This is a genomic window from Streptomyces sp. NPDC096040 (assembly GCF_040303265.1).
Taxonomy (GTDB): Bacteria; Actinomycetota; Actinomycetes; order Streptomycetales; family Streptomycetaceae; genus Streptomyces.
Genome location: NZ_JBEOTA010000006.1, coordinates 259077 through 273444, shown reverse-complemented (window position 1 = coordinate 273444; position 14368 = coordinate 259077). Strand labels below are relative to the sequence as shown.

Below are 14368 nucleotides of genomic sequence, written 5' to 3'. Positions count from 1 at the left end.
CGCACAGTACGATGATCCGACCCCTGTGCGAATACGTAGGGGGCCTCATAACGGAGGAGATGCGTACCCGTGGCTGCCCGACTGCTGCCCTCCTGGGTCTGGGTCACCGGTCTGACGGCGGGGGCGACGGTGGCCGTCGTCCTCCTCGCCGTACAGGCCGACAAGGGGCCGCACCCCACGGCCGCGGCGGTCCGCCCGTCGGCGAGCGCGTCGGCGGGCGCCCACCCCTCCGTGTCCCCGAGCCCGACCAAGGCCCCCGAGATACCGGCGGCCTCCGGCACGGGCCGCCGTATCGTCTACTCGCTCGGCGCCAAGCGGGTGTGGACGGTCGACGCGAGCGACAAGGCGACCCGCACGTTCACGGTGTGGCCGGGGACGGTGAGCCCCGACCCCGGCACCTACACGATCTCCAGGACCCTGTCGTCCACGACCGGCTCGGACGGCGTCCAGATCGAGCACATCCTCTACTTCGCCGCGAAGTCGGGGCTGTCGATCGCCTTCTCCAACGCGGTCGACGGTTCCTCCCCGCCGCCCGCCGCGGGCAAGCAGACCAGCGGCATCCGCATGCACAAGGCGGACGGCACCGCGCTATGGACGTTCGGCACGGAACCGAACACCAAGGTGACGGTCGTGAAGTAGCGGGCGGTCGCTCAGGCGTCCTGATCCCGGCGCGAAGGGCTCAGCTGTACGACGATCAGCGCGATCCCGGTGAGCACCAGTACCCGGGTCGCGGCGTCCAGCCCGTTCCAGGTCTTGGACTGCCACATGGAGAACCACTCACCGCCGATGGCGATGAACCCGGCACCGAAGAGCAGCACGAGCATCAGCAGACCGTAGGTGGACAGGCGCCGCGCAAGCCCGTTGTCCCGCCGGAACCACAGCACGGTCCCGGCGATGAGCACGAGCGCGGCGACGGTCTCCCACACGATGATGGCGATGTAGGCGGTGTTCTCAAGCCCCTTGTCGGTGATGGCCCGCCACATCAGATCGTCGTCCTTGAACGTCGTGTCCATCGCCAGCACATGCTGGACGAACGCCTGGTTGGTACCGAAGTCGGTGATGTTCCCCAGGGCGACGAGAGCGATGTAGAGAGCGACGGTGCCGGTGAGAAGGGCAGCGGCGAGTGAGAGCGCACGAGGCGCGTGGGAGGTGGACATGTCACCGTCCTTCCCCGCCTCGCCGACTCACACGCTCCCCAAGTGAGCTGGGCCGTTTCGCACGTCTGCCAGACTTGGCGTGAGCCGGCTGCGGGGTGGTGTGGATGGGGTCGACACGGCCGTCGATGCAGGAGCTGATCGGGCGGCGCCGGAGGGCCGGGTTCGTCGGGCGGCTTGACGAGCGGGCCGCGTTCCGGCGGAACCTCGATCTGCCGGCCGAGGACGAGCGGCACCGTTTCCTCTTCCACGTGCACGGTGACGCGGGAGTCGGGAAGACCTTTCTGGTACGGGAGTTGGAGCAGATCGCCCGGGAGGCCGGGGCGGTCACCGCTTACGTCGACGAGGGCGCGGCGAGTGTGTCCGAGGCCATGACCGCGATGGCACGTCAATTCGCGGACCAGGGACGGCGGTTCAAGGAGCTGGAGCGGCTGCTGGCCGCGCACCGGGAGCGCCGGCACGAGGCGGAGGCCGCTCTGGCCGCCGAGCCCGCACACATCGCCGAGCGCCTGACCGGGCTCCTCACGGGGCGAGATGTCCTCGGCGGCGTCGGCGACTGACGCTCAGCGCTTGGTGAACGCCATGAACTCGGCCCACGAAGCGTCCGCGAAGGCGAGCCGTACGCCGTCCCTGTCCTTGGAGTCACGGACGTGGACGGTGGCGTCGGCGGGGGCTATGGCGACCTCGACACAATCAGGGCCGTCGTTGCTGCTGTAGCTGCTCTTGAACCACTTGAGGGCGGTCATGTCTCCCACTCCAGCACTTTCTCGATGAAGGTCAGTGACTCCCGTGGAGTGAGAGCCTGCGCCCGGATCATTCCATAGCGCATCTCAAGGATCTGGACATCCTTGGGATCACTGATCACTCGGCTGTGCAGTTGGGCCTCGGAGTGACCGAGGGTCTTCCCGTCACGGAGCTTGAGCAGCCGAAACGGCCCGCCCATACCCGCGTGGTCATCGCGATCCGTAGGCATCACCTGGATCGACACATGCCTCAACTCACCGATCTCCAACAGATGTTCGAGCTGTTGCCGCAGCACCATTCTGCCCCCGATCGGCCGCCGTAGGGTCACCTCTTCCTGGACGAAGGTGAGCAGGGGCAGGGGCACCCGCTCGAAGACGCGCTGTCGCGCGATGCGCGCGGCCACCTGCCGTTCGATCTCGTCCTCCGGGTAGGCGGGCCGCCGCATGGCGAACAATGCCTGTGCGTACTCGGGCGTTTGGAGCAGGCCGTGCATGTTGTGGTTGGCGTAGGCACCCAGTTCGACCGCCTCGTCCTCCAGCTTCGCCAGGTCCCGGACCTTCTTCGGATACCGCGCCTCCTCGACGTCCCTCTTCATCGCGGAGATCTTGCCGCCCGCACCCAGTACCTCATCGGTCTTGTCCAGGAAGTCCGGCTTCGGAATCCGCCGGGCCCGCTCCACCGACGAGACCATCTCCCCGCCGTACCCGATCGCGTCCCCCAGCTCCGGCTGCGTCAGCCCGGCGGCCTCGCGCCACATCTTGATCTGCCGCCCGACCGTCCTGAGTACGGCCGCTGCTTCCTCGTCTTCCACTTCCGCCCCTCCCGACGTACCGGCCGTACGACTCCCTCGCGCGGCCGGACAGTGACGCTCCGTACCGGAGTCGTAGCTGTTCAGAGTACGAACGGGCGACCACGCTGGGTGACATGAACCAGGATTCCCTCCCGCAAGTCACCGTCCCGACGCACCTGTTCACGGTTCAGTTGTCCGCCACTCGAAGAGGTGCTCGACTCGCGCGGCTGCTTGCGGAACGCCAACTCGACGACTGGGGGCTGCCGTTCGAGGAGGCGGTGCAGGTCGTGGCCGAGCTGGCATCCAACGCCGTGCTGCACGGACGCGTGCTGGGACGGGACTTCAGCCTCGGGCTGCGGCTGCACGCGGGAGGGACCCTACGTATCGAGGTGACCGACGCCCGGGGCGACCGCGTCCCGCGCGTCCACGATCCGGCGAGCGCCGACGCGGAATCGGGGCGCGGGTTGTGGATCGTGGCGGCGTACGCGGACCGCTGGGGCGTGGACGAGGCGCCGGCCGGGTGCAAGGTCGTATGGGCGGAGTTGGCACCGGGTCGCGGGGGCCCATGACCCGGCCTTTCCCGACGTCAAAGACCAAAGAACCGGGGAAAGAACCCAACCCTCCCCTACCGTCCCCGGCGATCACCCGCCGGAGTGAATATGCCGAACTCAGCTGGCGCGGAGGGGCAGTTGTGCGGCAGCGTCTGCGGCGACAAGTCCGCACATACTTCGGCCCTCGCCGGGACTGCCATCCCACTGCGAGGGCCTGATCATCGAGGAAGCGAGACCTTCCCAATGACTGCCCAGCAGCCTAGCGCGCCCGCGCCCGTGAAGACCCGGCATTCCCACTCGGGTGTCACCCATGTGAAGGAACGCCTTGACGGCAACTTCACGGTGGTCAGCAACGAACTGCTCCAGCACCCGGAGTTGTCCTCCACGGCGAGAGGCATCGGGAGCTACATCCAGTCGCTGCCCGAGGGCTCCCCGGTCAGCATCAAGGCGCTCGCCGAGCGGTTGCCCGAGGGAGAGATCAGGATCGCCTCGGCCCTGCGCGAGCTGGAGAGGTACGGGTTCCACCTGCGCACCAAGGAACGTCTTCCGTCGGGCCAGGTCGTGACCCGGACGTTCTCGTACAACAGGCCCCGTGGTGCGGTGGTCGAAGCCGCCCGAGCCCCTGAACTCGCTGCCCCCGCACAGCCGAAGGCTCCCGTCCCGCCAAGGGCTACGAAGGCCCCCCGCAAGGACGCCGGCCTCCTTGCCGGGCTTCGTACGTACGACTCCCGCCTCGTCCTCAGCGAGCGGGACGTACTTCGTCTGGCACCAGCGGTCTCCCAGTGGCTGGAGCGTGGCGTGCCGCCCACAGCTGTCGTACGCGCTCTCACGACCGACCTGCCCCAGGATCCGATCAAGCACCCGGCCGCCTTCCTGGCCCATCGCCTCGCCAGCCGGCTGCCACCCCACCTTCCGGCCCCGGTTCCGGTCCCTCGGGACACGTCCGCGCCGGCCCGCCCGGATCCGTTCCAGACGTGCGAGGGCTGTGAGCGGGCGTTCCGGTCGACTCGTCCCGGCCGCTGCCGCGACTGCCGGGCACGGTCCGAGAGAGCCGCTTGACCAGCGAGCCCACTTCAGGAAAGGGAGACTTCCCGGTGACCCACACGTTCCGGCCCACCGCCAAGGCGCGCACTTTTACCGGCCACGAGGACCTTGCCCGGTGCCCGGGGCTGTCCCTCATGGCGATGGGCGTCGGCGTCCACCTCCGGACGCTGCCCGAGGGCGCTGCCACGAGCGTCCAGGCGCTGGCGGCGCAGCTCGGGGACAGCGAGTTCGAGATCGCCGCCGCCCTCCAGGAACTGCGGGATCACGGCTTCCTGCCCAAGGCATGACGACCGAATCCTCAGGACCGCCGATCCCCATGCCGGAGCCGACGCCGGACGCGTTGCGGGCGGCGGTCGCGCGGATCGCCCCGAGCCGGATCCCGGCCCTCACCCAGCACCTCTTCGACGCGGCGACGAACGCACAGCAGACCCGGAGCCTCGCGCCGTTGCGGGCCTTCGTCCACTCGTGGGCCGTGTTCGTGGCGATCCAACGCCATCCGGAGCGTGCCGCACGCCTGCGTGAGCTGGAGCGCGTCGTGGACGCGGGGGAACAGGATCCGACGGCCGCCATCGCCGAGATCCGCGCGATCCGGGAAGCGGCCGAGGCGGAGGCGTGTACGTGTGCAGCGTCACCTGGTACCGCTGACGATCACCGAGCCGTCTGACCGACCCCGCCCACACCCCCGGCCTGGCCGAAAACCAGCCACTTGGGAGCACACAACCCCCACTTCGCATACCTAACTGTGCCCTGAACGGATCATTCCCGGTCGATTACAGTGCTGTGCTGTCGCACGTACGGACGGTGCCCGTGAGGAGGTCATGGTGGGTGTGACATCGGGTGCCGTCTGGGGTCGTGCCGAACAGCAGGACTTCCGGAGCCGGGTGCGGGGCACATTGCTGGGTTCGGCCGTCGGGGATGCCCTCGGTGGGCCCGTGGACGGGCTGACGCTTGAGGAGATCCGGGCGGCGTACGGGCCGGAAGGGCTCGTTGACCTGGCCTTCGGATACGGGCGGCGGGGTGCCGTGACCCATCACACCCAGCTCACCCTCTTCACCGTGGACGGGTTGATAAGAGCTCAGGTGAGGAGGGATACCGGCGCCTGGTATCCGCCTGCCGACCTGCATCGGGCCTATCTGCGGTGGGCGGCCACCCAGCGGGACTGGGGGCCTGACGAGCGGCGGAAGGAGGACGGGTGGCTGGCGAGGGAGGAGTGGTTGTACGCGCGCCGGGATCCCACGCGGTCGCTGCTGGTCGGGCTCGGGGACGAGACCATGGGGACCGTGGAGTCGCCGAAGAATCCCGATGACATGGGGCCGGAGGCCGTCGCACGGTCCGCTCCGTTCGGGCTGCTCGTCGGCTGGGAGCCGCAGCTCGTCATCCAGCTGGCCGTGGAGTGCGCGGCGCAGACCCACGGGCATCCGACCGCCTGTCTGTCGGCGGGCGCCTACGCGGTGATCGTGCACGCGCTGGCGAGAGGCGACTCCCTCGACGGGGCCGTCCAGCGGGCCCTCGCCCTCCTCGCCGCCCGGCCCGGGCACCAGCCTGTCTCGGACGCGTTGCAGCACGCGCTCGGCGCCGTACGGCAGGGCATGCCCTCCCCGGCCCGCGTGGAGGAGCTGACCGGGGACGGCGCCGCCGACGGGATGCTCGCCGCCGCCGTCTACTGCGCCCTCGTCGGCGAGGACGTACGGCACGGGCTCTGCCTGGCCGTCAACCATGCCGGCCCCTCCGCCGTCGCCGGCGCCCTCACCGGCGGCCTCCTCGGCGCCCTGCACGGCGAGACGGCCCTCCCGCCGGCCTGGGTGGCCGATCTGGAGGGCCGTCCTACGATCCTGGAGCTGGCCGACGACTTCGCGATGGAGATGACCCAGGGGCCGGCCCTGCACGGCCCGGCGGGCGCGGCCCCCGGATGGCTGGCCCGCTATCCCCGGGGCGCCTGAGCCGGTCGCAGAGGGTCAGTCCCGCACGACCTCGCCCCCGCCTGCCGGAGCCTGCGCCGGTACGGGGATCGCCGCAGCCCCGTCCCCGTCCGTGTTCACGGTCTCGATGATCGCGAGGCGCTCAGGGGTGTCCTCCGGCTTCAGGTAGCCGATGAGGATGTAGAGGACCAGGGAGACGGCCAGGGGGACCGAGACCTGGTACTGGAGCGGTACACCACCGTCGACGTTCCAGTTGATCGGGTAGTTGACCAGCCAGAAGGCCAGCAGGCCGGCCGCCCAGCTGGTGAGCGCGGCCGTCGGGCCGGAGCGGCGGAACGGGCGGAGCAGGCCCAGCATCATCGGGATCGCGATCGGGCCCATCAGACCGGCCACCCACTTGATGACCACCGTGATGATGTCCTTGAACGTGGGGGAGTTGACCTGGGTGGCCACCGCCATGGACAGGCCGAGGAAGACCACCGTCGTCACGCGGGCCGCGACCAGGCCGGAGCGTTCGCTCCACGACCGTGCCCTCGACGACAGCACCGGCGCCACGTCACGGGTGAAGACGGCCGCGATCGCGTTGGCGTCGGAGGAGCACATGGCCATCGTGTGGGAGAAGAACCCGACGACGACCAGGCCCAACAGGCCGTGGGGGAGGAGCTGTTCGGTCATCAGGCCGTAGGAGTCGGAGCCGTCCGGCTTCTGGGCGTGGACCAGGAGGGGTGACATCCACATGGGGAAGAACAGGACCACCGGCCAGATCAGCCAGAGCGCCGCGGAGAGACGGGCGCTGCGCTCGGCCTCCTTCGGGCCGGCCGTCGCCATGTAGCGCTGGGCCTGGTTGAGCATGCCGCCGTTGTACTCGAAGAGCTTGATGAAGAGGAAGGCCAGCAGGAAGACCGTGCCGTAGGGGCCCACCAGCGGCTTGCCGTGGCCGTGCAGGGCCGGCTGGTCGAAGGCGTCGAAGATGCCGATGCCCTTGTCGTTGAGCTTGAGGACGACGGCGACGAACATCGAGACGCCGGCCAGCAACTGGATGATGAACTGGCCCAGTTCGGTCAGCGCGTCCGCCCACAGGCCGCCGATCGTGCAGTAGACCGCGGTGATCGCGCCGGTGATGAGGATGCCCTGGTTGAGGGACACACCCGTGAACACCGACAACAGGGTGGCGATCGCGGCCCACTTGGCGGCCACGTCCACGATCTTCAGCAGCATGCCGGACCAGGCCAGCGCCTGCTGCGTGGTCAGGTTGTAGCGGTTCTTCAAGTACTCCAGCGGGGACGCCACATGGAGGCGGGAGCGCAGGCGGTTGACGCGTGGTGCGAAGAGTTTCGAGCCGATCGCGATGCCCAGCGCGATCGGGAAGGACCAGGTGACGAACGACGTCACGCCGTAGGTGTAGGCGATGCCCGCGTACCCGGTGAACATCACCGCGCTGTAGCCCGACATGTGGTGCGAGATGCCGGAGAGCCACCAGGGCATCTTTCCGCCGGCCGTGAAGAAGTCGCTGACGTTGTCCACGCGCTTGTGCGACCAGATACCGATCGCGACCATCACGCCGAAGTAGCCGATGAGCACGGTCCAGTCGAGCCCGTTCATACGCCCCCCTTCCAGGGTCCGCCTTCTGAACTCCGCTCAGCTGGCTGGCACTTCGCATAAGCGGAGTGGGGACGGGGAAGGCCGCGAAGTGCCCGCTCATCGTGGGTTCGGTTACGCGGGCACGACAAGCGGGCGTAAGGTCAAGGGACGGCAAAATCGTTCTGATCGCTGACCTTGGTTCATGTGTATGAACCCACTGGCGCGGCCTCGATGGCCGGAATCAGGCCTCAGCGCATCAGCTCCCCCGCGTTGACCAGCAGTGACTGCCCCGTGATGGCCCGCGCCCGGTCCGACGCCAGGAACACCGCCGCGTCCGCCACATCCCCGTCAGTCGCCAGCTCGGGCAACGCCATCCGCCCGGTCAGCCGCCCCAGCACCTCGTCCTCCGGCACCCCCTCCGTATGCGCCGTGAACTGGACGTACGCCTGCACCGGCGGCCCCCACATCCAGCCCGGCAGCACCGTGTTGACCCGGATCCGGTACGGCCCCAGCTCCCGTGCCAGCGAGTACATGGCGCTGGTCAACGCCCCCTTCGAGGCGGCGTACGCGGCCTGCCTCACCTGCGAGGGTGCGGCGACGGCCGACTGCGTACCGATGAAGACGACCGAGCCGCCGCCCGCCTCCTTCAGCGCCGGCAGGCACGCCCGGGTCATCCGCAGCGACCCCAGCAGATTCACGTCGACCACCGACGCCCAGGTCGCGAAGTCCGCGTCCTCGACCCCGCCGAAGTAGGAGTCCCAGGCGGCCACCTGCACCACCGCGTCGATACCCCCGAAGCGCTCCCGTGCCAGCGCCGCCAGCGCCTCGCACTGGTCCTCGTCGGTGATGTCGGTGGCGCGGTACGCGGTCCGGCCGCCCTCCGGGTCGATCCCGGTCGCGCTCTTGGCGAGGTTCGCCTCGGTCCGCGCGCCGAGCACGGCGTTCCCGCCATCCCGTACGACGGCCGCCGCGACCTGATGCCCGAGCCCGGCGCCGACCCCCGACACGACGACCGTCTTGCCCATGAGCAGTGACATCGATGACCTCCCGGCTCTGGCGCTTTACCTGACGGAGCGTCAGAGTATGGGCGAGCGCAGGCGGAAGGAAGGGAAGGCGCATGAGCGAGGACACGCGTAGCGATGTGTACGCCGAGTTGGCCGCTGTCGGCCCGTACGGCGTCCGCCCCGGCCACGCCCTCATCACCATGGTCGAACCGCACCCCGGCCACGAGTACGCGTACAACCGCTGGTACGAGGACGACCACTACTACGCGGGCGCCATGGCCATGCCCTGGATGTACGCGGGCCGCCGCTGGGTCGCCACCCGCGAGCTGCAACTGCTGCGCTACCCCGAGAAGTCGGCGATCGCCCAGCCCGTCACCACCGGCTGCTACCTCTCCGTCTACTGGATCACCGACGGCCGCCACGCCGACCACATGAAGTGGACGGTCGCCATCAACAGGCGGCTGAACCGGGACGCGCGCGTGTACCAGGACCGCACCCACGTCTTCACGGCGTTCCAGGACCACGAGACGACGGTGTACCGGGACGGGGCCGCCGGGCCCCGCGACTTCCACGCCCTCGACCACCCGTACGCCGGGCTGGTGGTGGAGGTCGTCGACAGCGAGTCGCCGCGGCAGCGGGCGGAACTGCTGGAGTGGCTGCGCGGCCGGCACCTGCCGAAGCGGCTGGCGGGCTCACCGACGGCGATGGTCACGGTGTTCCGCCCGACGCCCCTGCCCGGCGACCGGATGACGTATGTGAAGCAGGTGGAGGGCGTCGACACCCGGCTGACGCTGCTGTGGTTCCTGGAGACGGACCCGAGGGAGTGCTGGGACGCCCGGTTCACCGGCCTGGACGAGGACGTCGCCGGGTCCGGGCTGGGGAGGGTGGAGCTGGTGGCACCGTTCGTGCCGACGGTGCCGGGGACGGACCGGTATGTGGCGGAGCTCCGGGAGACCAGGTAGCTCACTTGAGTTCGTCGGGGCACGGGGTGCCCCGGGGCAGCTGGTACGGCGCCGCCAAGCGGTAGGTGCCCGCCTTCGGCGCCAGCAGCATCGTCCACTTGTCGCCCTTCGCGTCCTCCGGCGTCTCCGTCAGGCAGCCGTTGACGTTGGTGTACGTCTTCGGCGTGCCCTCGGCCCGGTGCTTGGACGCCTCGGTCTCCTGCGGCGGCTTCAGGCTCTTGCCGTTCGCGTCGACGATGCTCAGCCACGGCGAGTACGGGATCCGGATCAGGACCCGCTCGGCCTTGCCGACCTCGATGGTCAGCTCGCCCTGCTCGGCGCTGTCCACCACCGCGTCGGGCTCGGCGAGCGGCGCCGCGTCGGTCACCCGGAACAGCTGCCAGTTGGCGTCGCCCCAGACCTGCTTCAGATACGGCATCCCGCGCTGGACCAGCGCCCGCTCGCGTTCGCCGCCGTCGCCGTCGGGCTCGTCCTTCGGCAGCACCACGAAGTGAACGGCCCAGCGCTGCAGCCACTCGTGGTAGTTCGCGGAGTTGAGGGTGTCGTCGTAGAAGAGCGGGTTGCGTTCCATGTCGGCCTGACGGTTCCAGCCGCGGGCCAGGTTGACGTACGGCGCCAGCGCGGACGCCTCCCGGTGCGAGCGGGCCGGGACCACCTCGACGCGGCCCTTCTCGGCGCCGACCTGCTGGAGCTGGTGGACGAGCGGGGCGAGTTCGCGGGCCCAGGACGCGGCCGGCGTCGTATGGATGATGTCGTCGACCGACTTGAAGCCGATCCAGCCGACGAAGCCGACGAAGGCGAGGACGGTGACGTAGAACTTGCGCGAGCGCGGCACGGTGTACGGGAGGGCCGCGATCAGCGTCGCGCCCGCGAACAGCATCGGCAGCCGCGAGATGTTCGAGCCGATCTGCGAACTGACCAGCCACACCAGCACGACCCCGAGGCTGTACACGGCCGCCGTCAGCCGGACCGTCTTCCACTCCTTGGGGACGAGGAAGAGGCAGAGCAGGCCGTACAGCAGGGGCAGGATCACCGAACCGATGGTCATCGGCTGGGTGCCGGAGAACGGGAACAGCCAGGCGGACAGGGCGACCACGGCCGCGGGTGCCAGGCCGAGCGCCCAGGCGCCGGGGCGCCGCTTCTGCAGGAACAGCGCGACCGCGACCAGGCCGACGAAGAGACCGGCGACCGGGGACGACATGGTGGCGAGAGCGGCCAGCGAGGCGGCGACCAGCGCCTTCGCCCACCGCTTGTGGCGCCAGCGGTACGGCCAGCAGAACACCGCCCCCACCGCGGCCAGCGCGAACGCCGTGCCGAGCCCGAAGGTGACCCGCCCCGACAACGCGTTGCAGATCAGCGCGAACACCCCGGCGAGCGCGGCCCACAGGGGGTTTTTCACCGCGCGGCTGCGAATCAGGAGCAGGGTCAGCAGGCAGGCCGAGACCGTGCCGGCGATCGTCATCGTCGTACGGACGCCGAGCAACGACATCAGGTACGGCGACACCACGCTGTACGACACCGGGTGCATACCGCCGTACCAGGCGAGGTTGTACGCCGAGTCGGGGTGCCGGCCGACGAACTCGGCCCAGGCGTCCTGCGCCGCGAGATCGCCACCACTGTTCGCGAACGTGAACAGCCAGATGATGTGCAGCACGCCGGCGAGGGCCGTGACCGCCAGCACCGGGTGGCGCGACGGCCACTGGCGCGGGGGTTCGTCCAGGTCGAGGAGCCGGCGGATCCGGCCGTTACGCTGCGTGCCGGGTCTGTCGTGCGGGCTGTGCGGACCGGTTTCGGGCACGGCTATTCGCGGGCCGGATACCGCTGGGCCCGGATCGGTGTCGTCGGCGCGTGTCGGCTCCGCTGTGGCCACCTGAAGGCACTCCCCGTGTCCCGTCTTCTGTTCTCGGCCGCGTTCCACGGTGTTACCGGCCGCTTCTCGTCCAGTTCGCGGCCACGTCCCGGCGGCCGACGACCTGCCCCGATTCGTGACGCTAGCACGCACCCCGCCGCGGGGCCCCTCGGGTGGGGCTCCATCGGCGGGGTGCGGTGACGGTATGCCGGTTATGGGTCAGCCGAGACGGGTCAGCTTGCTCGTGAACCCGGGCTCGGCCAGGTCCTTCCGCAGGGCGACCGGAACCTGGACCGCGGAGCCGGAGCCGTCACCCACGGTGAGGGCGCCGACCTCGGTACCGGCCTTCGCGGTGTGCGGCACGTCCTCGGCCTTGAAGGTCAGCTTCACCTTCAGGCCCGACCAGCCGACCGCGGTCACGTCCTTGGTCGCGACGACCGGGGTACGGCCGCCGAGGCCGTCGTCGACATAGCCGACGACATCGCCCTTCTTGTAGATCGTCGCCGACTCCAGCGCGCCCTGGGCGGCCCGGATCAGCTTGTCGCCGCCGGTGAGGGCGGCGCTGAGGATGGTGTTGTCGGTGCCGCCGGCGGGCTGCCGGATGACCGCGCCGATGATCGTGCGGGTCTCGGCGCCGACCGTCTTCTGCGCGGCGAACACGAGGTTGCCGAGGGCGGAGGTGGTGGTGCCGGTCTTGATGCCGACGACGCCGTTGTGGCCGACCAGCTGGTTCCAGTTGGAGTGGTTGGTGCCCTTGTAGTCGTCGTACGACATCATCCCGGCGACCTCGCGGAACGCGGGCTCCTGCGCCATCGCCGCCTTCGCCAGCTTCACCTGGTCCACGGCCGTGGAGACCGTGGAGTTGGTCAGGCCGGAGGGGTCGGTGTACGTCGTGTTCGTCATGCCGAGCTTCTTCGCCGTGGCGTTCATCTTCGCCACGAACGACTTCTCGGAACCGGCGTCCCAGCGGGCCAGCAGCCGGGCCACGTTGTTGGCGGAGGCGATGAGGATGCTCTCCAGGGCCTCGCGCTGGGTGATCGAGTCACCGGCCGTCACGTCGACGGTGGACTCCTGGCCGGCGTTCGCCTGGTCCTGGGCCGCCTGGTCGATCTTTATCTTCTGGCCGGCGGCGCCGCTCTTCAGCGGGTGGTCGCGCAGGATGATGTACGCGGTCATCACCTTGGCGACGCTCGCGATCGGCACGGGCTTCTGGTCGCCGGAGGAACCGAACGAGCCGATGCCCTGGACGTCGAGGGCGGCCTGGCCGTCGGCGGGCCAGGGGATGTCGGCCTTGCTGCCGTCGAAGGTGTAGGTGTCCTTCGCGGTGAGGTCGAGGGTGGGCTGCGGGAGCGGACGGACAGTCTGTACGACCGCAAAGATGATCAGGAGGACGATGACCAGGGGCGTCCAGATCTTGACCCGCCGGACGAGGGTCCTGACCGGGGTCTGCGGCGGCGGGGGAGTGTTGGTCAACTCGGCGAGCAGGTCCAGCGGGGGCTTCGGGGGGAGCGGCTGCTGGGTGGTGCGCTCGGGGCCGATCTGAGGGATGGCGGTGGTGCGGGTGGTGGAGGCGGTGCTGGGCTTCGCCTCCGGCTGGGGGGCGGGCTTCGCGTCCGGCTTGGGCTTGGTGTCCGGCTTGAGGTCCGACTTGAGGGCTACGAACTTGCTGGTGCGCTCGGGGTCGGACTCGGGGTTCTTGGGCGTGGGCTTGGGCGTGGAGCCCAGCTTGAGCATGGTGGTGGGCTGGTCGACCTGCGGGGGCCGGGGGGCCTTGAGCGTGGTGGTGGGCTGATCGACCGCGACGGCCTTGGCTTCGGCTTCGGCCGTCTCGGTGTTCCCACCCGCACCACCCGTGCGGGTCTCGTCGCCGGATGCGGGCCCCTGCGAGGTGCCTTCGCCGTCGGCGGCCGCGGGCTCGTCGTCGGGTGCGGTCTCGGTGTTCCCACCCGCACCACCCATGCGGGTCTCGTCGTCGGATGCGGGTGGCCCCTGGGGGGCGTCCTCGCAGTCGGCGGCCGCGGGCTCGTCGTCGGGGGTGGCGTCTTCGGGTTCGGCGTCGGCCCGGGGGGCGTCCTCCGGTTCGGCGGCAGCCTCGGGCTTGTCTTCGGGCTCGGCGTCTTGGGGCTCGGCGTCGGCCTGGGGCTCGGCGGCAGCCGTGGGCTTGTCTTCGGGCTCGGCTTCTTCGGGCTCGGCCGTCGCCTTCGGGGTGTCCTCGGGTTCGGCCTCCTCGGGTTCGGCGGCAGTCTTCGAGGCGGCATCGGGCTCGGCGTCGGCGGTCTTCGGCTTGTCCTTCGGGTCGTCCTGGGCCGGAACGCCCTTGTCCGCGGCGGCTGTCGGATCGGCCGCCTCGGTCGTTGCCTCAGGCGTCGTACCGGGCTTGTCGGCGTTCTCCGGTGGCTCGGGGGCCTCCTGGGGCTCCTCGGCGTACACAGGGCCCTCCTCGGGCCCCTCCGCGCCCTTGCCGGAGTTCTCGGACTCCTCCGCCGGCGGGCCCGTGCGTACCCACGCCGCCACCGCCTGGCGGAGCTTCGTGTCGTCGTCGCCGGCCGTCTTCAGGTCCCGTACCGAGAAGATCCGGGTCTCGGTGTCGCCGCCGGCCGGCTCCTTCTCGTCCTGAGCGGCCACCGCCGCTCGCGGATCGCGTGGTTCGGGAACCGTTCCCGCGCTCCCCGACGTCGGTTCCGCCGACGACTCGCGCTGCTTCGACCTGTCGGGGGACTCGCCCGCCACCGATGCCTCCTCCACGCTTCGCACGTTGCCGTGCGCTGTC

At 70.0% G+C, this 14368-nt stretch carries 14 protein-coding genes and 1 pseudogene; 8 read left to right on the top strand and 7 right to left on the bottom strand.

The window, feature by feature from the left end; all coding sequences use genetic code 11:
• The first annotated feature begins 69 nt into the window (after positions 1–69).
• On the top strand, positions 70–639 hold the full coding sequence (locus ABTY98_RS10280) for a hypothetical protein (protein WP_352220433.1): 570 nt from the start codon (positions 70–72) through the stop codon (positions 637–639).
• An 11-nt stretch (positions 640–650) separates the two neighbouring features.
• On the opposite strand, the gene ABTY98_RS10275 is transcribed toward ABTY98_RS10280, so the two are convergent.
• Positions 651–1157: a DUF2165 domain-containing protein gene (locus ABTY98_RS10275; protein ID WP_352220432.1), complete on the bottom strand. Its 507-nt coding sequence runs from the start codon at positions 1155–1157 to the stop codon at positions 651–653.
• Between the two features lie 104 nt (positions 1158–1261).
• Between ABTY98_RS10275 and ABTY98_RS10270 the strand changes: the two are divergent.
• Positions 1262–1708 (top strand): annotated as a pseudogene (locus ABTY98_RS10270) (BREX system ATP-binding domain-containing protein); the annotation flags it as partial.
• 9 nt (positions 1709–1717) lie between these two features.
• On the opposite strand, the gene ABTY98_RS10265 reads toward ABTY98_RS10270, so the two are convergent.
• Positions 1718–1900, bottom strand: coding sequence for a DUF397 domain-containing protein (locus ABTY98_RS10265; protein ID WP_352220430.1), 183 nt, complete (start codon positions 1898–1900; stop codon positions 1718–1720).
• Entirely contained in the window at positions 1897–2709 is an 813-nt protein-coding gene (locus ABTY98_RS10260; protein ID WP_352220429.1) for a helix-turn-helix domain-containing protein, read from the bottom strand. Before ABTY98_RS10260 ends, ABTY98_RS10265 begins: the two co-directional genes overlap by 4 nt.
• Before the next feature lie 113 nt (positions 2710–2822).
• On the opposite strand from ABTY98_RS10260, the gene ABTY98_RS10255 reads away from it, so the two are divergent.
• From ABTY98_RS10255 to ABTY98_RS10235, 5 genes are all read left to right on the top strand, one after another.
• Positions 2823–3257, top strand: coding sequence for an ATP-binding protein (locus tag ABTY98_RS10255; protein ID WP_352220428.1), 435 nt, complete (start codon positions 2823–2825; stop codon positions 3255–3257).
• A 258-nt stretch (positions 3258–3515) separates the two neighbouring features.
• Positions 3516–4298 (top strand): helix-turn-helix domain-containing protein, encoded by a 783-nt coding sequence (locus ABTY98_RS10250; protein WP_352220427.1) that lies wholly within the window; start codon positions 3516–3518, stop codon positions 4296–4298.
• Positions 4299–4333: 35 nt separating this feature from the next.
• Positions 4334–4570: a hypothetical protein gene (locus tag ABTY98_RS10245; RefSeq protein ID WP_352220426.1), complete on the top strand. Its 237-nt coding sequence runs from the start codon at positions 4334–4336 to the stop codon at positions 4568–4570.
• 29 nt (positions 4571–4599) lie between these two features.
• Positions 4600–4947: a DUF6247 family protein gene (locus ABTY98_RS10240; protein ID WP_352220425.1), complete on the top strand. Its 348-nt coding sequence runs from the start codon at positions 4600–4602 to the stop codon at positions 4945–4947.
• A gap of 157 nt (positions 4948–5104) precedes the next feature.
• On the top strand, positions 5105–6223 hold the full coding sequence (locus ABTY98_RS10235; protein WP_352220502.1) for an ADP-ribosylglycohydrolase family protein: 1119 nt from the start codon (positions 5105–5107) through the stop codon (positions 6221–6223).
• Between the two features lie 15 nt (positions 6224–6238).
• Here the strand turns inward: ABTY98_RS10235 and ABTY98_RS10230 are convergent, their stop codons facing one another.
• Together ABTY98_RS10230 and ABTY98_RS10225 are read right to left on the bottom strand one after the other, a co-directional pair.
• Positions 6239–7804: a sodium:solute symporter family protein gene (locus tag ABTY98_RS10230; protein WP_352220424.1), complete on the bottom strand. Its 1566-nt coding sequence runs from the start codon at positions 7802–7804 to the stop codon at positions 6239–6241.
• Positions 7805–8031: 227 nt separating this feature from the next.
• Positions 8032–8820, bottom strand: a complete 789-nt coding sequence (locus ABTY98_RS10225) for an SDR family oxidoreductase (RefSeq protein ID WP_352220423.1) — start codon at positions 8818–8820, stop codon at positions 8032–8034.
• A gap of 80 nt (positions 8821–8900) precedes the next feature.
• On the opposite strand from ABTY98_RS10225, the gene ABTY98_RS10220 reads away from it, so the two are divergent.
• On the top strand, positions 8901–9749 hold the full coding sequence (locus ABTY98_RS10220) for a hypothetical protein (protein WP_352220422.1): 849 nt from the start codon (positions 8901–8903) through the stop codon (positions 9747–9749).
• Between the two features lies 1 nt (position 9750).
• On the opposite strand, the gene ABTY98_RS10215 is transcribed toward ABTY98_RS10220, so the two are convergent.
• Together ABTY98_RS10215 and ABTY98_RS10210 are read right to left on the bottom strand one after the other, a co-directional pair.
• A complete protein-coding gene (locus tag ABTY98_RS10215) occupies positions 9751–11619 on the bottom strand; it encodes a DUF8823 domain-containing protein (protein ID WP_352220421.1) in 1869 nt (622 codons plus the stop codon).
• Between the two features lie 198 nt (positions 11620–11817).
• Complete coding sequence (locus ABTY98_RS10210; RefSeq protein ID WP_502994190.1) at positions 11818–14343, bottom strand: serine hydrolase; 2526 nt, start codon at positions 14341–14343, stop codon at positions 11818–11820.
• Positions 14344–14368: the final 25 nt, after the last annotated feature.

What these genes read in the sequence shown, in the direction of transcription:
- ABTY98_RS10275 (WP_352220432.1), bottom strand. Translation starts at nt 1,157, where the DNA reads ATGTCCACCTCCCACGCGCCTCGTGCGCTCTCACTCGCCGCTGCCCTT.
- ABTY98_RS10265 (WP_352220430.1), bottom strand. Translation starts at nt 1,900, where the DNA reads ATGACCGCCCTCAAGTGGTTCAAGAGCAGCTACAGCAGCAACGACGGC.
- ABTY98_RS10255 (WP_352220428.1), top strand. Translation starts at nt 2,823, where the DNA reads ATGAACCAGGATTCCCTCCCGCAAGTCACCGTCCCGACGCACCTGTTC.
- ABTY98_RS10240 (WP_352220425.1), top strand. Translation starts at nt 4,600, where the DNA reads ATGCCGGAGCCGACGCCGGACGCGTTGCGGGCGGCGGTCGCGCGGATC.
- ABTY98_RS10230 (WP_352220424.1), bottom strand. Translation starts at nt 7,804, where the DNA reads ATGAACGGGCTCGACTGGACCGTGCTCATCGGCTACTTCGGCGTGATG.
- ABTY98_RS10225 (WP_352220423.1), bottom strand. Translation starts at nt 8,820, where the DNA reads ATGTCACTGCTCATGGGCAAGACGGTCGTCGTGTCGGGGGTCGGCGCC.
- ABTY98_RS10220 (WP_352220422.1), top strand. Translation starts at nt 8,901, where the DNA reads ATGAGCGAGGACACGCGTAGCGATGTGTACGCCGAGTTGGCCGCTGTC.